The sequence below is a fragment of the Brucella sp. NBRC 12953 genome, assembly GCF_040369775.1.
Taxonomy (GTDB): domain Bacteria; phylum Pseudomonadota; class Alphaproteobacteria; order Rhizobiales; family Rhizobiaceae; genus Brucella; species Brucella pseudogrignonensis.
Genome location: NZ_BAABSV010000007.1, coordinates 1 through 17,265 on the forward strand (window position 1 = coordinate 1; position 17,265 = coordinate 17,265).

The window sequence follows — 17,265 nt, forward strand, 5'->3', positions numbered from 1 at the left end:
GACCACTCGTCGTTAAAATCCGAACGGCTTCGCGTTTGAATTCTTCTGTAAATTCTCGCTGCTTCAATTCTAAGTCTCCTGTCAGTCTTGTCTAACAGAAGCCCTCCACTTTTGAAGGGGAAGTCCAATCATCACCCACCAGATCAGATATGCAGCTCCCTCCCGGAGCGGAGCCTCTCCCGAGATGGAGTGGCTGGCCGGATCAACGTCAGGCAGCTTGTCGCCGGTTACACCCCGCTCAAGGGCGCTGCGCAGCCGCGCACCGGCACTCTTGTCTGGGGGAATATTTCTTGTCATGCTTCACCTCTGCCTCCTAACCCCGCGATGGTGCGATTGTTCCGCAGATTTATGATCAAGCCCCGACCTGTCGCCCGCGCCGCGTCTGGCCCTGCAATATCTCAGGTGAGCAGCTCCGGTCTGCAGCTCGGGTCTCAAGCCTTGTGCAGGCGACGGAAGGAACACTGTGGCGCGTTGGCGGTTGGGCTCTCAAGACGCAATTTCAAAGGCCGCAGGCCACAGCTCCAACCTTGATTGAGAACGCATGGATATAGCCCTGATCATTGGTTACCTGGCTTCGATATGTTCGGTGACCAGTTTCATTCCCCAGGTGATCAAGGTCATTCGGACCGCCGATACCGAAGCCATTTCGACGCGCATGTATACGGTGACAGTTATCGGCTTCGCATTGTGGACAACATTCGGCTTTCTCCGCATGGAATGGCCAATCATTCTCACCAATACGGCCTGCTTTTTCCTCTCCGCCTATATTTTGCTGCGCAAATTGCGCGCGCCATAACAGCAGAGGACACAAGCTTGAGATGGGAAAGACAATCCACTCAACAAGCCGACCCGCATGCCGGTTGGTTTGGGAACCATTGATCGCCGTCCGAGTTGTCTTGGCATCGCCGACCAACCAGCTGCTGGGGTCCCTTGAAGATTGCAACCTACAATGTCAATGGTGTAAACGGTCGGTTTGACGGCTTGATGCGCTGGCTCGAAAAAGACCGGCCCGACATTGTCGGCCTTCAAGAGCTCAAGACGGCCAATGAGAAATTTCCTTCCGAAAAACTCGAAACTATTGGTTATGGTTCTGTCTGGCATGGGGAAAAGGGCTTCAACGGCGTCGCAATCCTTGCACGCGGCGCCACGCCGGTTTTGACACAGCTCGGACTGCCCGGTTCAACACCAGATCCGCATAGCCGCTATATCGAGGCAGCAGTGGCCGGCATTCTGATCGGCTGTCTCTACCTCCCCAATGGCAATCCCGTTCCCAGCCGCAACTTTGACTATAAGCTTGACTGGTACCGCCGTTTCAACGCTCATGCAGAAAAACTTTTGTCTCTGGCCATTCCAGCGGTTCTGCTCGGCGATTTCAACACCATTCCGACCGACCGCGATGTCTACGCGCCTGAGCGTTGGCGCGGCGACGCCCTGTTTCGCCCAGAGGTTCGCAAGGCCTATGCCGATCTCCTCGCCCAGGGCTGGACCGATGCGCTCCGCCATCTGCACCCCGAGGAGACCCTCTACAGCTTCTGGAAATATTGGCGCAGTTCATTCGAGCGCAATGCCGGTTTGCGGATCGACCATATCCTTGTCGATCCCACCCTCGCCAAAGGTCTCCGATCGGCTGAAGTCAGACGCGCGCCGCGCGGCTGGGACCATGCCAGTGATCATGCCCCGGTGATGATTGAGATCGACGACGCAATGCAAGCCAAACCGACGTGACCCCTGTCACGAAGGTGGCAAAGTCCGGAAGCGTTCAACGCCTGGCCCATTGCCGTTCTAACCCTGGCGCTTGCGCGAATACCCTGTCACTTTCAACGAAGCGAAGGCTGCCGCCGGGATCAAAACAGCCTGTCCATGCGTTGTGGTTCTATCCTGGGAGGAGACCATCATGAATGTTGCCAATCTGCAAATTGAAGGCCTGTGTCTGGCGATCGCCGCGCTCAACCGCGCGCTGATCAAAAAGGGGCTGCTATCGCGGACCGAAATCGAAAGCGCACTCCAAACCGCCGAAGCAACCGCCCGCAGCGATGATCGCTTCGTCGAAGACCTCACCCCCGCCCACCGCGATGCCGTGTGTTTTCCAATTCGTGTCCTGCAGATGGCGAACGGCTGTGACAGCGCGGTGCAACCCAGCTTTTCCGAGCTGGCGAAATCGGTCGGGGAAACAAAAAAGCCGTATAATGACATGTTATAATTGCCCAAGGTCAACCGGCGTTTGCGCGTCGATGATTGACTTTTGTGTCTGCGCTTTCCATCTATCCTAACCATGACCAAGTCCAAAAACTGCGATGGTGCGCAAAAGATCAAAAGCTGGACCTTGCCGGTCGAGGCGACGCTGGGCTCTGCCGTCCGTGCCAAAGGCATCTTGCAGCACATAAGGGCTAGGCTTCCGACCAGCCAGCGCAAATCGATCGAGCTTGAATCCGGCACCCTTTGCTTCTGCATGCCGGTTACCCCAGACAGCCTGTCAGCGGCAGCGATCCAAACCATTCAGCAATGCCTGGAGGATATTCGCAACCTGCCGATCATTCCACGGGAGATCGAGGATATTCTGTCAATCTCCGCAAGCGAACGGCATCGATGGCTGAAGGATGGTCGCCTGGTGAGTGCGGGGTTAAGGACGGTTAAGCTGCGCGGGCGGGCCAAAAAAATCAGCTTTCATGTCTATGAGCCCCGTTTCGTCGAGGATATTCTGGATCGAGGCGCACCGGACCTTTGGCGTGTGCAAGACCGGGAAACGGCTGCTGAAAACCGCAGGCGTGCCGCCGCAAAGGCAAAGCACGCCCGCGCCCTCGCCAAAAAGAGCGCTTCCGGCGAAAAGGCAGCCGCGTCAAGGCCCGCGCCACAATTGCGCGGTTGGGAGGAATTCGACGCTGACGGCTTCCTGAAATAGCCTTTTCAAGCCTTGTTGCCATCGCAGCTGCCCGGTCATGGTTTGCATGGCAAGCGGCGCGCCCTCGCCGGGCCTGCGGATGCATCGCGTTGCAGCCCCGCTGTTATCCGACAGGGATAAAGGCAGCGGCCTTTTAACAATTGCCCGCCTAATCCACGAAACATGCGGAGTAGTGACGGCAATAATGCCGGACCACGAACTCCGCCCGCACTGCGTTGATGAGAATATAGCTGGAAAGACCAGTATGGCCACTGTCCTGCAAATCTCTGATTTCGTTGGACAGCACCGCTGCATTGGCGATCATCTGGCTATGAAGCACACTCTCACTCCAATAAATATCGCCACGAAAATCCATCAGATCATCCATGAATACCCGTTTGAAATTCTCTTTGAAGCGTGGAAAAATGAAGTGATCGCTCAATCCGCTGCGGGCCAAAGTGAGCCGGTTGAGTAGACGGTTCTGCTTCAACTCCAGCGGAAGCATCTGTGCGAATTGTGCCAGCCGCGGATCGATGAACGGATTTTTTGGCCAGATACCCTGCCTTAGAAACTAAGGCGCGCGCACAAAGGCCGCCGATAAAGCGCTTTGGCTGACGCCGGTCTGCGGCAAGCGCCGCGTGGGGATCAGCTGATGAAAGAACAACGCCTGGAGCGTCTCTGTGGATTGTGCGGATATGGTCATGGTGGCATCGGATAATTCGGTCAATGTCAGTTCATCCCCGCCAATACCGGTGATCACCAGATCCGGCCTGCCATCCGGCAGCGCATTCAGACATTCCGCAATCCCCTCAGAATACAAATCGTCATAAACACAGATGCAATCGACCGCCTCGGCACAATGGTGTTGCAGCCGGGTAAAGGGTCTACAGACGCTCGAGGCGATGCAGCGATCCGTGCAATCGAGCTGCGACAGCAATTCCTCGCGCCTGATTTTCTGTTGATGTCCGGCATTGCCGCCATGCAGCAAAGCATAGGAAAGAAACGGCATGTCGGCAGCCTTCAGAGCAACGGCGACGCAGGAGGAATCCATTCCGCCGCTGAGTTCGAGGGCAGGCCGCGCTGCGTGCTGCAACACCGCACGACAGCTCAGATTGATCAGATCAGCAAAAAACGCAGTGACATGCGCCCCCGGTCTCAGAACCGATTGTTCCAGGCTGTCGCATTCCATCATTGATTCAATTTCAATCTGGGGCTGACCCAGATGCCAACTTGCAGCCTGACCGGCAAACAACTGTTTCACGCCGATAACGATGGTCTCCTGCGCAAGCTGCGGCCCATAAAGGATGAAGCAACGCAGTTCGCTTCTCGACAGCACCACCTCACCACGCGCCGCAACAACGCCATTATAATCCCAACCGACATTGAACCGATCGGCTTTTGCGGAAACATAAAGGGCGATTGTGGCGTGGGCCGTGCGGACCAGCGTCACCCGCTGCTTATCCGATATATAAATCAGCAGACCGTCGCCCGTGACATTCTGCGCAAAGGCGGAAAGGACTTGCTGTCGCGTCAGGGCTGACAGCACGGGGATGACCACCGATTGTTCCGCCACGATGAAGATCAAGCCGTGCTGGGTTGCAAGCATTGTCCGCTTGAGACAGCGATTATCGATGAGGGTGATACGGTTCAGCCCACATTGCCAGCCAGCCTGGGTTTCGATCCACCCCGCCATTGTTGGGTCCGATACAATCGATATTGCAATCATCGGGATCTCCACCACTACAGAGCTGCATGGAGCAGCCGTGCCGGACGCAGAGGCTATTCCTAGAAAACATAGCCCGCAGCGACGGTGCCGTCCGCCTTGCGTGCAGTTCGCGCTGGCCCCTTGCGCGGTGCTGACAAAAACACCGTTGTGAGAATGTCCATGTCAATTCTCCTTTTTTGTCCGATCGGTCGATGGGCTAATGGGCTGAGGGGCTGAGGGGCCGAATAAGGATGTCCTGCTTAGCTTCGATCATTGCGAGCACTGCCTTATTAACGCATGCTCAGCGTCAAGGATAAACCGCTAGTAATAGTGACCCAAGCTTGACGGGACAGCGCCGCATAAGGGGGGACGCACATGCCCCGGGCGTGCAATGTTCTCGGCAGAGCAAAACGGCTCATCGCGAAGAAAGCGCGATCGGCCCTGTCTTGATCGAACACGGTCTAATATATCCCCTCATTCATGGAGTTACATCAGACCAAAAGGGTGTGCTAGCCTTGTGCTGTGTGGCAGAGCCCACTCTTTCGAGTGGTTGTGCGCAACGTCGCTGGTGCATACCAGGGATGTCATTGACCGGGTTATTGCGAATCTGACTCCGAGCAGTGCATGTCGGTCGGCCTGAGACTGGTTCTCAGGTCGGCCGATGACTGGCGGGTGCGTCGGGACACCACCGGACGTCGGCTCTCTGCCGGGATACCCCCCACAACGTCTGCACTGGTAGCGCCGTGGTGGTCGGATGCAATCGCAGCCGGGATCACGACGCCTTGCATAGGTCCCGGGTTGTTATCCGCTCAGAACCCCGTCTCATCGTCGGAAACAGGTTGACGACCGAGCCTCTCTGTGGATGCATCCGGCATGAAACTGGGACCAACTGTGCGCAGGATGCGCTCTGGCATCGGCTGATAATCAGAAAACACAGGCGCCCCGATTGCATCGCTGGCCTGGGCGGGACGGGAGTCGGGGAGCGGTATATCGAGCTTTGCCAGCAGCTTTGACTGGTGGCGCATGATGAGCTGCGCACGGATTTTGGCCACATAGCCATTCCAGTTGCAGCGCTGAAACTCCCCGCCGCCATGATAGTCATAAGCCGCGGGAAGATCGGCATAGGATTGCCCGGTGGTGACAGACACCATGTCGGCGCTCTCATCCCTGTGATCATTGAGAACATAGACTGCCATAGCCTCCGTCTCGCAGATCATGCGGCATTGCGCCAGAGCAGTCTCCGTTCCCCCCTTCTGCCCATATTGCGAATTGGGGGTTGGGAAATAATAACCATCGGAAAGGCGGACGCAGAATTGCAGGGCGTTTTTCGGACCACGGCGCTTTTTTGGAGCCAGGGCAGCGGGTCGCACCGATGCTTGCTTCACCGCCGTTCTTGGCTGTGCAGCGCGCTGGACACTCCGCACCGTTGCGACGCGACCGCTGTCACGCACCCGCGCGCTTCTGCAATGGGTCTGCGTCGTTGCCCCGAGCTGCTGCTGAACTTCACTGATCTTCATCGCCACCTCGCGGCAGGCATTGAAAAATCCGCTCCGGTCTCCCGACTGGCAGCCGCGCGCACGTTCAATGGACCTCAAAGCAGACAATTGCCGCTGCAGCATCTTGAAGGCCGCGTCATTGGCCGAGTTCTCTTGACCACAGGCTGCGGCACTGACTGCCGATTGCAGCAGAACAAGCCCCAAACCGGCGAGGATGACGGTCGCTTTCAGCATCCATGTCTCACATTTCTGTCTCGTTGATCTGCGGGCCGGCGCGCCTGTCGCGAACGCGCTCCCGCAGCTTGCTCCGGCAAGCCCCAGGCAAAGAAGCGCAACGACCTGTGCTTTCTGCTCGCGCAACAAGACGACACGCTGCCCTGTTCGCAAAGGGGATCGAAACGATCCCGGTATTTGCCCGGCTTTCAATCATGCAGCAACAGCCGGGTGATGATCATGCAGGCGGCGATCTGAACAAGGCCACCGGCCAAGGCACCGTCCAGAAATGGACCGACGATCGACCCGACATCCCAGCCCGTCGCCACTTCGGTATTTCCGAGGATGTGGCTGATCAACTGCCCGCCCGCAACACCCCCGAAAGCCCCAGTCGCAGCATTGATGACGGCGCCTTTGTCAAACAGATGGACCAACTTGCCGGAGAGAGAACCTCCGGCCGCTCCACCCAGAAACTGGATAAGAATTGTCTCCATGCAAAGTCTCTCCACGAGCGCTTTCATCAAATAATGAAGACTGTTCACATGCCGAATAATTAAAAATAGCTTCTTTGTCGCCGAGAATGTCAATTATAGATCCATGAAAATACATTTTTGTTTTCATGACAAGACTTATTTTAGGCAAGTAAAGCTGCCTTTTATATTATATATAACTAATAATATTTTTCTCTAACAAGAATATATGGTTTTATTATTCTCTAATATTGCGCTGAATTGGCGTTGCATAACCCGGCCGCGCCGGCAGCCGCACGCCGGGGTACTTCCCGTCCAGACGGCCTGAAGTGCCTGCCAATAAAGGGATTGTCTGTTGCACGCGCTGCGAAGAGCCAGTCTCCCCAAACCCATCGGAAAACCGTGGCACGCGGACCCGGCCGGCACCAAAGCCGGTGCCGGGCCACCGGCCAAAGCAGCCTTGAGAAGCGATGAGCATCGCGCGCTGTCTTTCGAGATGGCACTCCAGCATCTGGTGTCTTGCTCTGCGCAGTGGCGCCCACACCGGCCAAATCGTCTGCAGCAAGGTTACGCAGCCGATCGACGGGCAGTGCCGACCGGGTAAGACTGTGAGCGAGCGGTGGCTAGGGCATGTTCTTCATCATCTCATGGCTCACCGGCATCATATTCGCATTGAGGTGATGCATCACCCAGAGTGAGCCCGCAAGCGCAATACCCACGATAATCAGCGTGAAGATCAGCGCCATCAATGTCCAGCCACCCTCCGAGCGTGGGCTCATATGCAGGAAATAGACCATGTGTACCACAATCTGCACCGCGCCGATGGCCATCACCAGCATCGCAGTCAATTGCTTGCTGGCGAAGACATCGCCCATTACCAACCAGAACGGGATCGCCGTCAAAATCACCGACAAGACAAAGCCGGTCATATAGCCACTGAAACTGGCATGGATCTCGCCGGTCGCTGTGCCATGCAGGTCGTGCACGCCCTGTTGCATGCCGTGCGGTTTGCCTTTTGTGCTCATCCCAGCACTCCCACCAGATAGACAAAGGAAAAGACACCAATCCAGATCACATCCAGGAAATGCCAGAACATGGAGAGACACATCAAGCGACGTCTATTTTCGACAATCAGCCCATGACGCCTCACCTGCAACATCAGGGTGAGCAGCCAGATGATACCAAACGTGACGTGCAGCCCATGGGTGCCGACCAGCGTGAAGAAGGACGACAGGAATGCAGACCGTCCCGGCCCCGCGCCCTCCGCGATGAGATGGCTGAATTCATACAGTTCAATGCCCAGAAAGATCGCCCCAAAAATGCCGGTAATGGCCATCCAGAACAATGTCGCGGTCTTCTCACCGCGCTGCATCTGCAGCATGGCGAAGCCAAAGGTAATCGATGACAACAGCAACATCGCGGTATTGATGGCCACCAGATTGAGATCAAACAAATCGGCAGGCGACGGGCCGGCCGCATAATTGCGGCCCAGCACTCCATAGGTGGCAAACAGAACCGCAAAGATCAGGCAGTCACTCATCAGATAAAGCCAGAAGCCCAGCATGGTGCTGTTTTCCGGATGATGATCTTCAACCAGATAGAATTGCGGCTTTTCGGCAGTGTCGAGACGGGTCTGGGTCATTGTGTCAACCTACCGGGCCAGAAGTTTGGAACGTGCGTCTTCGGTCACCGCCACAGTCTCGGCGGGGATGTAGAAGTCACGGTGATAGTTGAATGTGTGGCCAATCGCCGTCAGTAGCAAAGCCAGCAAGGACACCGCAGCCAGCCACCAGATGTGCCAGATCAGCGCGAAGGCAAGCACCACACTCAACCCCGCAAGGATCACACCCGCACCGGTATTGCGCGGCATGTGGATGGGGCGGAAGCCGGTTAACGGCCGCTGATACCCGCGGTTCTTCATGTCATACCAACTGTCATGGTCATGAACGACCGGCGTGAAAGCAAAATTATAGTCCGGTGGCGGGGATGCCGTCGACCATTCCAACGTGCGTCCACCCCAGGGGTCTCCAGTGACATCGCGCAATTCGTCGCGCTTGCGATAGCTCACCACCAACTGGATGAGAAAGGATGCGATGCCCAGCGCGATCAGACCGGCGCCGAAAGCCGCCACAATGAACCATATTTGCAGGGAGGAATCCTCAAACTGGCTGACGCGGCGGGTCACCCCCTTCAGTCCAAGCACATAAAGCGGCATGAAGGCAAAGAAGAAGCCGATCTGCCAGAACCAGAAACTCATCTTGCCCCAGAACGGGTCCAGCTTGTAGCCAAAGGCCTTCGGCCACCAATAGACCAGTCCGGCCATCAGGCCGAACACCACACCGCCAATAATCACATTGTGAAAATGGGCGATCAGGAACAGCGAATTATGCAGAACGAAGTCGGCAGGCGGAATGGCCAGCATCACACCCGTCATGCCGCCAATCACAAAGGTCACCATGAAACCGATCGTCCAGTACATGGGCACTTCGAAGCGGATGCGTCCGCGATACATTGTAAACAGCCAGTTGAACATCTTCGCCCCCGTTGGGATTGAGATGATCATCGTGGTGATTCCGAAGAAGGCGTTGACCGAAGCGCCCGAGCCCATGGTGAAGAAATGATGCAGCCAAACAATATAGGAGAGGATCATGATGACGCAGGTTGCGTAAACCATCGATGCGTAGCCAAACAGCCGCTTGCCACAGAAGGTGGCGACCACCTCCGAAAAAATGCCAAAGGCCGGCAGCACAAGAATATAGACCTCTGGATGGCCCCATATCCAGATGAGATTGATATACATCATTGGATTCCCACCAAGATCATTGGTGAAAAAATTGGTGCCGACATAACGATCGAGCGATAACAGGGCCAGCGTTGCCGTGAGGATCGGAAATGTCGCGACAATCAGAATATTGGTGCACAGCGCGGTCCAGGTGAAAATCGGCATCTTCATGAACGACATGCCCGGCGCCCGCATCTTGACGATGGTTGCGATCAGGTTGATCCCCGACAAGGTGGTACCAACCCCCGCCACCTGCAGGCCCCAGATGTAATAATCGACCCCAACGTCAGGACTGTAGTCAATTCCCGACAAGGGCGGATAAGCGAGCCAGCCGGTGCGCGCAAACTCACCGACAAAAAGCGACATCATGATCAACACTGCGCCGCCCGTGGTCATCCAGAAGGAAAAATTATTCAGAAACGGAAACGACACATCGCGCGCGCCGATCTGCAGCGGCACAACATAATTCATGAAACCGGTCACGAAAGGCATCGCCATGAAGAAAATCATGATCACGCCATGGGCCGTAAAGATCTGGTCATAGTGATGCGGCGGCAGGTAGCCTTCATAGCCGTTGAAGGCGATCGCCTGCTGGATGCGCATCATGATCGCATCGGCGAAGCCGCGCAGCAGCATGACCAGGGCGAGGATGATATACATGATGCCGATCTTCTTGTGATCGACACTGGTAAACCACTCATGCCACAGATAGCCCCATAGCCTGAAATAGCTGATCAGTGCCACCACTGCGATGCCACCAATCGCCACGCCGATGAAGGTGACCAGCAGGATCGGCTCATGATAGGGAATGGCCTCCAGCGTGAGCCGGCCGAAAATGATACTGCTAGCACTGTTATCGCCGATCATGATGGACATTCCCGAGGTTAACGTTGTCGGTCGCCGCGGTTTGACGCTCACATCCGTTCAAACAGCGCTTGGCATCGAATTGGTCATGAGCGCCCAGGTCGGAGTCTGATCCGATCCCGCTACTCCATGTTGTGCTGTTGGTGGCCTTGCGGTTGCGCCTGGCCAGGCAGCGTTTCAGCTTCGGTCGAATGGATCGGCAAATTCACAGGCAAGGGTTGCTTGCTATGGCGATTGTCATGTTCAAGCCTTGGCTTGTTGTCATGACTGTCAAGACCGCCGCCTCCCATCTGATCAATATGCATCATCTCGCTCATGCACATCTGACCGGGGCGGACACACATATTGAGAATTGCCTCGTAAAGCCCTTCCTCCACGGCAGAGAAATAGCGCACCGGCTCGCGGATGCTCGGCTTTTCCAGTTTGAGATAGCTATCCCGGTTGAGCATGGTACCGTTCTGCTTCACCTGGGCAATCCAGCTGTCAAAATCCGGTTGTTCAAGCCCGCGAAAGGCAAAACGCATATGCGAAAAACCCTCACCGCTGAAATTGGAGGAAAAGCCCTCAAAGGTGCCGGGCTTGTTGATGACCGCATGCAGCCGCGTCTGCATGCCGGGCATTGCATAGATCATGCCGGCCAGCGCCGGAATGTAGAAGGAATTCATCACCGACGACGCCGTGATCTTGAAGGCGATCGGCCGATCGACCGGCGCCGCCATCTCGTTGACCGTGGCAATGCCATAATCTGGATAAAAGAACAGCCACTTCCAGTCGAGCGCCACCACTTCGACGACCAGTGGTTCGGTTCCGGCGGCGACCGGGCGGGCGGGATCAATCCGGTCAATGGGTCTGTAGGGATCAAGCTTGTGCGTATTGACCCAGGTGATCGCCCCCAAAGCGATGATGATCAACAGGGGTGCCGTCCAGATCACCACTTCCAACGCTGTCGAATGATGCCATTCCGGATCATAGCGCGCGGCACTATTGGATTGCCGGTAGCGCCACGCAAAGTAGAATGTGAGGAAAATGACCGGAACAATGATAATCAGCATCAGGATCGTCGAGATGACAATCAGATCCCGTTGCTGCGCGGCGATGTCACCGGAGGGAGACATGACAACCATGTTGCAGCCCGCCAGCCCCAACCCCACAAGCAGGAGCAGCATCGACTTTCGTGTGAAACTCAAGAATGCGTCCATATTTCATCCGACCTACATTCTGTTCCTTTCCCCATGATAAGGCACAATTGGATTTCGGAAAGTCCAATTTTTCATTTTATACAGATTTCCTAGTAAACCGTGTTTTTGGGCAACTATATCTACTTTTATTTTCGTGTTTTCCTTGATATCGTCATTGCGTGCGACACCATAAGACCATTGATCCGTTTCTCCGGGAGAGTTTCATGAGTTCGTCAGCCACGCCGTCGTCAAAAGGTCTTGAACAAGACGCCCGCCGCATCCACAGCGACGGAAAGCCCCTTTCCCCTGGCAATGTCGCCATCGGTGTTGTCATCGGACGAACCTCCGAATTCTTCGATTTCTTCGTTTACGGCATTGGCTCAATCCTGGTATTTCCACGGCTGATCTTTCCTTTCGCACCCGATCCGGTTACAGCGACCCTGATGTCGTTTGCGGTTTTTTCCCTGGCCTTCATCGCGCGCCCGATCGGCTCCTTTGTCTTCATGTGGATCGATCGACAATATGGCCGTGGCACCAAGCTGACACTCGCCCTGCTGATCCTGGGCGGATCCACCGCCTCCATTGCCTTCCTGCCCGGCTTCGAAACCATCGGATATTGGGCCGTGCTGTTGCTGGCCCTGTTTCGATTGGGGCAGGGCTTTGCACTGGGCGGGGCCTGGGACGGCCTGGCGTCGCTGCTCAGCTTGAGCTCGCCGCCGCAAAAACGCGGCTTCTATGCCATGATCCCCCAACTGGGGGCACCAATCGGCTTTGCGCTCGCCAGCACGCTGTTCGCCTATTTCGTTCATAATCTCAGCGATGCCGACTTTCTCGCCTGGGGCTGGCGCTATCCGTTCTTCGTGGCCTTCGCCATCAATGTGGTCGCACTGTTCGCGCGCCTGCGGATCGTGGCAAGCAGCGAATTCGGCGCGGCAATGGAGGCGCAGGAATTGCAGCCGCGGCCGGTGTTTGAAATGCTCAGCAAACACAGTATCGACGTCATTCTGGGCGCGTTTGTCCCCCTGGCAAGCTTTGCCATGTTCCACCTTGTCACCATCTTCCCGTTGAGCTGGGTGGTCCTCACAGGCGCGCAACCCGCTGAACGCTTTCTGCTCGTTCAGATCGCCGGTGCGGCCCTTGGCATTGTCGGCATTGTGCTGTCAGGCTTCATCGCCGACCGCATCGGTCGGCGCAGGGAATTGATGCTGGGCGCCGTACTGATCGCCATTTTCAGCTTTTCCGCCCCCTTCCTTCTCGATGCAGGCAGCGCCGGGCAGGACGCCTATATTCTGATCGGATTTGGCGTTCTCGGACTGACCTTCGGGCAGTCCTCGGGCGCCGTCTCATCCCGTTTTACCCAGTATTATCGCTACACCGGCGCCGCTTTGACCTCAGATCTCGCCTGGCTGGTCGGCGCGGCATTCGCGCCCCTTGTCGCACTCGGTCTCGCCACCAGTCTCGGCATCGTCTTCATCGGCGGCTATCTGATATCGGGCGCAATCTGCACCTTGTTGGCGCTGAGCATGTCGCGCGTTCTCGATCGTAACGACTGACAAACCTTACGGGGCCGAGGCTCGCGCCTTTGTGCCCCGCCCCTGCGCCACACAGGGCCGTTCTGGCGGCGTCTGTTCTGGGTCCGACGATGCATGCAAGCGATCGGGCAAGGGTTGAGGACGGCGGCGCGGGTTCAATATCAATGCGGCCACCAGACCGATCACCAGACCCCAGAACGCGCCACCAATGCCTAGAAGCGTGATATTGGCCGCACAGGCAAGGAAGGTTATCAATGAAGCTTCGCGCGAGGCAGCGTCCGCCATCGCTCCTGCCAGACTCGTCGCAATAGCGCCGAGCAATGCAAGCCCGGCCAGCAGCGTGATGAAGCTCGGCGGCAATGCCATGAACAATCCTGCCAGGGTGACACCGAATATTCCAACCAGGACATAAAGGCTTCCCGCCGCTATCCCTGCAATCCATCGCTTGGCTGGATCTTCGTGGGCTTCACGCCCGGTGGCAATCGCCGCAGTGATGGCGGCAATATTGAAGGCATGCGCGCCAAATGGCGCCATGACAAGCGATCCAAGGCCGGTTACCGCCACAATGGGATTGGCACTGGTGGAAAAACCGTCATTGCGCAGCACCAGCATCCCAGGCATATATTGCCCGGTCAGCGTTATTACAAACAGCGGCAGGGCAATGGCGAGCGTTGCATTGAGGGTAAAGTGCGGCCAGGTCAACACCGGCACCGCAAATTCGAGCTGCAGTTTGGAGACATCGATCCGGCCTTCAAATGACAGCATCACCAGCCCAGCCAGCAACACCGCAACGATGGCGTAGCGCGGCAACAGCCGCTTGACGACCAAATAAACCATGATCAAGACCGCCGCCAGCAGAGGATCAACGCTCGCCGTCCCGAAGGCGCCGATGCCGAATTGCAGCAATATCCCGGCCAGCAAACCCGACGCGATGCCGGCGGGGATCAGACGAATGACCCTGTCAAAATAGCCTGACAGACCCAGCAGAACAAAAGCCAGGGCCGAGATCATGTAGGCGCCAACGGCTTCCCGATAGGAGGTGGTGGCAAGTGCTGTGACCAGGAATGCTGCAGCCGGCGTCGACCAGGCGGTGATGATCGGGACCCGGTAGCGCCAGCTCAGATATAGTCCGGTGAGACCGACACCCACCGATATCGACCATACCCAGGATGCGGTCAGTTCGGGTCCCAGATTTGCGGCCCGGGCCGCCTGAAAAACAAGAATGAAGGTCCCGCCATAATTGACGATCACCGAAATCAGGCCCGCGACAACCGGATGAATGATATCAGCTGCTTTAATGGATGCGGGTGATGGCTTGAACGACATGAACGGCTTTCTCCAGAAACGATGCGATGACTGGCTTGACATCTAGCCGATCATTGGCCTGATATTTCCAGCCAATATTGGCCGGAGACCCAGACCATTGTTCAAGCATTCACAACTGGAGTCGGTGAAAGCCTGGCTTCGTCATCCAACCCAGGCCAGCATGCCGCTCCACGGTCGCATCCAGCGCGCAATCCGTCAGCTCATCATCGATGGGCGTCTTGAGCGCGGCAAGCCATTGCCTGCCTCGCGCAGCCTGTCGCGCTCGCTCGGCGTGTCGCGGGACACGGTGGAATCAGCCTATGCCCAGCTGCACGCCGAAGGCTTCATCGACCGGCAGGTCGGTCGTGGCAGCTTCGTTGCCCAGACCCCGGAATTGAAATCGCGGCAATTGCGGCCGCGACCCCGTTCCGCCCGCAAGCCATCCGCGCAACTGAGCATGCGCGGCGCGGCGCTGTTCAAGCTTGACGCTGTCACTGAAATCGAAAAGCCAAGGCCTTTTGCGCCCGGTGTGCCGGACACGCGCAGCTTTCCGCTGGCGCTCTGGGAAAGACTGCATCGGCAGGTTATCAAGGAGCTTGGTGCTGATGCGCTCTGCCATGCCGATCCGCAAGGGGTGCAGCCGCTTCGCCAAGCCATTGCGGATTACCTCAATCTTGAACGGGGTGCCCGCACCACAGCCGCACAGGTGCTGATCCTGACATCGTCACAACAGGCATTGTCTTTGTGCGCCACCATGCTGTTTGACCCGGGCGAGCGCATCTATATAGAAAACCCCGTCTATCAGGGCGCTCGCAAGGCATTTGATGCAGCCGGGCTGATCTCGGTACCCGTGCCTTTAGACCAGCAGGGTATGACGCTTGCCGCTATCATCAGCGATCCCAAACCGGCGCGGGGTGTTTTTGTCACGCCATCCCATCAGTTTCCGACCGGCACAACGCTCCCACTGGAGCGGCGACTGCAACTGATCGACTGGGCGCAGCGTCACGACGCCTTCATCCTCGAAGATGACTATGACAGTGAATTTCATTATGCCGGAAAGCCCACCGCCTGTCTGCAGGGGCTCGATACCCATGACCGGACCCTTTATATCGGCACCTTCACCAAATCGCTGTTTCCCGGCCTGCGGATTGGCTATGCGGTGCTGCCACAGAGCCTGGTCAAGCCGATGACCGCCGCGCGCACATTGGGTGACGGTCACAACGCGTCCATCGCCCAATATACGCTGGCACGCTTCATCGAAGGCGGGTATTTCGGCATCCATATTCGCAGCATGCGACGGATCTATGCCCAAAGACTGGAAGCATTGCAGCAGCTGGTTCACAAGCATCTCTTCGAATTCGTCAGGCCACAGGTTCCTGCCGGCGGCTTGCAGATGCCCTGCATGCTGATCTGTGATCTGAACGAACAGACTGTCATCGAGGCGGCGGCGCGGTTCGGTATCGAGCTGGTCGGCCTGTCATCATTGCACGCGGATACAACCGACATGAAAGGCTTTCTGATCGGCTTTGCAGCCTATACGCCTGCCGAACTCGAAGCGGCGATCCACAAACTCGCGGCTCTTTTTCAATCCCTGACGACCAATCGGCATGCCAGCGCGACGGGCAATCCGTCACTGCAGCAACTGGGCGAGCAATCGAACCAGAGATCCGTTTCCCGATAAAGGTGGCGACCAGCGAGATGCCAAATGCGCCACAATTTCGCGAACAGGACTGCGCCGTCCTGCGAAACGCTTTCCACCGCAATGCCGCCACCCAGCTGTTTTATGCTATCAGACACCGATATGGATGTGCGAACAACGGATGGTGGACCATGCAAACGGCAAGACAGCAACTCTTTCCGGAATTCAAGATGCAGGATGTTCAGACCAATGCTGTTCGTTTTGCAGTGATGACCGCCGGGCACGGCCTGCCGATCCTGCTGCTGCACGGCTATCCGCAAACCATGGCTGCCTGGCACAGGATCGCGCCAGCACTTGCTTCCTCGCATCAGGTCATCATCGCAGATCTGCCCGGTTATGGTCGCAGCCGCATCACCGCTGATGCTGAAGGCGCGGGTTCAAAACGCCGCATGGCCGCAAGCCTAGTCGAGATGATGCACGCACTCGGCCACCAGCGTTTCGTGGTCTGCGGCCATGATCGCGGTGGACGCGTCGCCTATCGCATGGCACTCGATTATCCTGAACAGGTGGTTGGCCTGATCTCGCTGAGCGTCGTTCCGACCCCTGAAATGTGGGAGGGCGCCAGCAAATCCTTCGGCTTGGGTGCGTGGCACTGGTTCATGCTTGCCCAACCCGAGCCGCTGCCGGAAAAACTCCTGTCAGGCGATCCGCGCTTCATCATCGATGCAACCCTGACCAAGATGGCAGGCAGCCTCGATCAGTTGCATCCCCTTGCCCTTGACGATTATCGGCAGGCCTTTTCAGACGAAGCAGTGCGGCATGGCATATGCGAAGACTATCGTGCCGCGGCAGGGGTCGATGAAGCCGATGATCTGAACGATCGCGCCGCAGGACGGCGCATCACCGCGCCGGTGCTGGTCTTGTGGGAACAGGGTCAAACCTATGGCGGCGACAGGCAACCGCTCGCCATCTGGGCTGACTGGGCGACAGATGTCGTGGGGCAAGCACTCTGCGGCGGCCACTTGCTTCCAGAGCGCGCTTCCGAGGCCGTTCTTGCGCTGCTCAAACCATTCCTTGCCCGACTGGATCGCGCCTTTGCGCAAAATCACGGCAGTTGAGAAACCGCACCGAGGCTCTTATGGACACACACACCAAAAAAGCGCGATGAAAAAGCCGTAACAAAATTTTGTTTGCCGGGCCTTG

General features: G+C 57.0%; 17 protein-coding genes. 7 read left to right on the top strand and 10 right to left on the bottom strand.

The window, feature by feature from the left end; all coding sequences use genetic code 11:
• Nucleotides 1–541: 541 nt before the first annotated feature.
• The 4 genes from ABWV94_RS16810 (at nucleotide 542) to ABWV94_RS16825 (ending at nucleotide 2,899) form a co-directional block, all read left to right on the top strand.
• Nucleotides 542–796: a SemiSWEET family sugar transporter gene (locus ABWV94_RS16810; RefSeq protein WP_113496606.1), complete on the top strand. Its 255-nt coding sequence runs from the start codon at nucleotides 542–544 to the stop codon at nucleotides 794–796.
• Nucleotides 797–930: 134 nt separating this feature from the next.
• Nucleotides 931–1,725, top strand: coding sequence for an exodeoxyribonuclease III (gene xth / locus ABWV94_RS16815; protein WP_353414535.1), 795 nt, complete (start codon nucleotides 931–933; stop codon nucleotides 1,723–1,725).
• A gap of 169 nt (nucleotides 1,726–1,894) precedes the next feature.
• The gene (locus tag ABWV94_RS16820) at nucleotides 1,895–2,200 is read left to right on the top strand and encodes a hypothetical protein (RefSeq protein ID WP_353414537.1); all 306 of its coding nucleotides are present in this window, start codon (nucleotides 1,895–1,897) and stop codon (nucleotides 2,198–2,200) included.
• A gap of 72 nt (nucleotides 2,201–2,272) precedes the next feature.
• Entirely contained in the window at nucleotides 2,273–2,899 is a 627-nt protein-coding gene (locus tag ABWV94_RS16825; RefSeq protein ID WP_353414539.1) for a hypothetical protein, read from the top strand.
• Nucleotides 2,900–3,047: 148 nt separating this feature from the next.
• Here ABWV94_RS16825 and ABWV94_RS16830 read toward each other — a convergent pair whose 3' ends face one another.
• From ABWV94_RS16830 to cyoA, 8 genes are all read right to left on the bottom strand, one after another.
• Nucleotides 3,048–3,383 (bottom strand): hypothetical protein, encoded by a 336-nt coding sequence (locus ABWV94_RS16830; RefSeq protein ID WP_353414541.1) that lies wholly within the window; start codon nucleotides 3,381–3,383, stop codon nucleotides 3,048–3,050.
• A 66-nt stretch (nucleotides 3,384–3,449) separates the two neighbouring features.
• Nucleotides 3,450–4,604, bottom strand: coding sequence for a hypothetical protein (locus ABWV94_RS16835; protein WP_353414543.1), 1,155 nt, complete (start codon nucleotides 4,602–4,604; stop codon nucleotides 3,450–3,452).
• Between the two features lie 788 nt (nucleotides 4,605–5,392).
• On the bottom strand, nucleotides 5,393–6,313 hold the full coding sequence (locus ABWV94_RS16840; RefSeq protein WP_353414545.1) for a DUF2865 domain-containing protein: 921 nt from the start codon (nucleotides 6,311–6,313) through the stop codon (nucleotides 5,393–5,395).
• Nucleotides 6,314–6,501: 188 nt separating this feature from the next.
• Nucleotides 6,502–6,786, bottom strand: a complete 285-nt coding sequence (locus tag ABWV94_RS16845; protein ID WP_113496674.1) for a hypothetical protein — start codon at nucleotides 6,784–6,786, stop codon at nucleotides 6,502–6,504.
• Nucleotides 6,787–7,385: 599 nt separating this feature from the next.
• A complete protein-coding gene (gene cyoD / locus ABWV94_RS16850; RefSeq protein WP_353414841.1) occupies nucleotides 7,386–7,760 on the bottom strand; it encodes a cytochrome o ubiquinol oxidase subunit IV in 375 nt (124 codons plus the stop codon).
• A 23-nt stretch (nucleotides 7,761–7,783) separates the two neighbouring features.
• Nucleotides 7,784–8,404, bottom strand: coding sequence for a cytochrome o ubiquinol oxidase subunit III (gene cyoC, locus ABWV94_RS16855; RefSeq protein WP_113496613.1), 621 nt, complete (start codon nucleotides 8,402–8,404; stop codon nucleotides 7,784–7,786).
• A gap of 9 nt (nucleotides 8,405–8,413) precedes the next feature.
• Nucleotides 8,414–10,411: a cytochrome o ubiquinol oxidase subunit I gene (cyoB, locus tag ABWV94_RS16860; protein ID WP_353414548.1), complete on the bottom strand. Its 1,998-nt coding sequence runs from the start codon at nucleotides 10,409–10,411 to the stop codon at nucleotides 8,414–8,416.
• A 119-nt stretch (nucleotides 10,412–10,530) separates the two neighbouring features.
• Entirely contained in the window at nucleotides 10,531–11,607 is a 1,077-nt protein-coding gene (cyoA, locus tag ABWV94_RS16865) for a ubiquinol oxidase subunit II (protein WP_353414550.1), read from the bottom strand.
• Between the two features lie 203 nt (nucleotides 11,608–11,810).
• On the opposite strand from cyoA, the gene ABWV94_RS16870 reads away from it, so the two are divergent.
• Entirely contained in the window at nucleotides 11,811–13,139 is a 1,329-nt protein-coding gene (locus ABWV94_RS16870) for an MFS transporter (RefSeq protein WP_113496616.1), read from the top strand.
• A gap of 6 nt (nucleotides 13,140–13,145) precedes the next feature.
• Here the strand turns inward: ABWV94_RS16870 and ABWV94_RS16875 are convergent, their stop codons facing one another.
• Both ABWV94_RS16875 and ABWV94_RS16880 read right to left on the bottom strand, forming a co-directional pair.
• Nucleotides 13,146–14,444 (bottom strand): benzoate/H(+) symporter BenE family transporter, encoded by a 1,299-nt coding sequence (locus tag ABWV94_RS16875; protein WP_353414553.1) that lies wholly within the window; start codon nucleotides 14,442–14,444, stop codon nucleotides 13,146–13,148.
• Nucleotides 14,413–14,553 carry a hypothetical protein gene (locus ABWV94_RS16880; RefSeq protein ID WP_162761670.1) on the bottom strand — a complete coding sequence of 47 codons (141 nt, stop codon included), beginning with the start codon at nucleotides 14,551–14,553 and terminating at the stop codon, nucleotides 14,413–14,415. Before ABWV94_RS16880 ends, ABWV94_RS16875 begins: the two co-directional genes overlap by 32 nt.
• On the opposite strand from ABWV94_RS16880, the gene pdxR reads away from it, so the two are divergent.
• Together pdxR and ABWV94_RS16890 are read left to right on the top strand one after the other, a co-directional pair.
• Nucleotides 14,542–16,104 (top strand): MocR-like pyridoxine biosynthesis transcription factor PdxR, encoded by a 1,563-nt coding sequence (pdxR, locus tag ABWV94_RS16885; RefSeq protein WP_353414555.1) that lies wholly within the window; start codon nucleotides 14,542–14,544, stop codon nucleotides 16,102–16,104. The genes ABWV94_RS16880 and pdxR overlap by 12 nt on opposite strands.
• A gap of 149 nt (nucleotides 16,105–16,253) precedes the next feature.
• A complete protein-coding gene (locus ABWV94_RS16890) occupies nucleotides 16,254–17,180 on the top strand; it encodes an alpha/beta hydrolase (RefSeq protein WP_353414557.1) in 927 nt (308 codons plus the stop codon).
• Nucleotides 17,181–17,265 lie beyond the last annotated feature (85 nt).

Coding starts and splice junctions, on each gene's coding strand:
- ABWV94_RS16870 (WP_113496616.1), top strand. CDS start 11,811: ATGAGTTCGTCAGCCACGCCGTCGTCAAAAGGTCTTGAACAAGACGCC.
- ABWV94_RS16875 (WP_353414553.1), bottom strand. CDS start 14,444: ATGTCGTTCAAGCCATCACCCGCATCCATTAAAGCAGCTGATATCATT.
- ABWV94_RS16830 (WP_353414541.1), bottom strand. CDS start 3,383: ATGCTTCCGCTGGAGTTGAAGCAGAACCGTCTACTCAACCGGCTCACT.
- ABWV94_RS16820 (WP_353414537.1), top strand. CDS start 1,895: ATGAATGTTGCCAATCTGCAAATTGAAGGCCTGTGTCTGGCGATCGCC.
- cyoA (WP_353414550.1), bottom strand. CDS start 11,607: ATGGACGCATTCTTGAGTTTCACACGAAAGTCGATGCTGCTCCTGCTT.
- ABWV94_RS16825 (WP_353414539.1), top strand. CDS start 2,273: ATGACCAAGTCCAAAAACTGCGATGGTGCGCAAAAGATCAAAAGCTGG.
- cyoC (WP_113496613.1), bottom strand. CDS start 8,404: ATGACCCAGACCCGTCTCGACACTGCCGAAAAGCCGCAATTCTATCTG.
- cyoB (WP_353414548.1), bottom strand. CDS start 10,411: ATGATCGGCGATAACAGTGCTAGCAGTATCATTTTCGGCCGGCTCACG.
- cyoD (WP_353414841.1), bottom strand. CDS start 7,760: ATGCAACAGGGCGTGCACGACCTGCATGGCACAGCGACCGGCGAGATC.
- ABWV94_RS16890 (WP_353414557.1), top strand. CDS start 16,254: ATGCAAACGGCAAGACAGCAACTCTTTCCGGAATTCAAGATGCAGGAT.
- ABWV94_RS16845 (WP_113496674.1), bottom strand. CDS start 6,786: ATGGAGACAATTCTTATCCAGTTTCTGGGTGGAGCGGCCGGAGGTTCT.
- ABWV94_RS16840 (WP_353414545.1), bottom strand. CDS start 6,313: ATGCTGAAAGCGACCGTCATCCTCGCCGGTTTGGGGCTTGTTCTGCTG.
- ABWV94_RS16880 (WP_162761670.1), bottom strand. CDS start 14,553: ATGCTTGAACAATGGTCTGGGTCTCCGGCCAATATTGGCTGGAAATAT.
- ABWV94_RS16835 (WP_353414543.1), bottom strand. CDS start 4,604: ATGATTGCAATATCGATTGTATCGGACCCAACAATGGCGGGGTGGATC.
- ABWV94_RS16810 (WP_113496606.1), top strand. CDS start 542: ATGGATATAGCCCTGATCATTGGTTACCTGGCTTCGATATGTTCGGTG.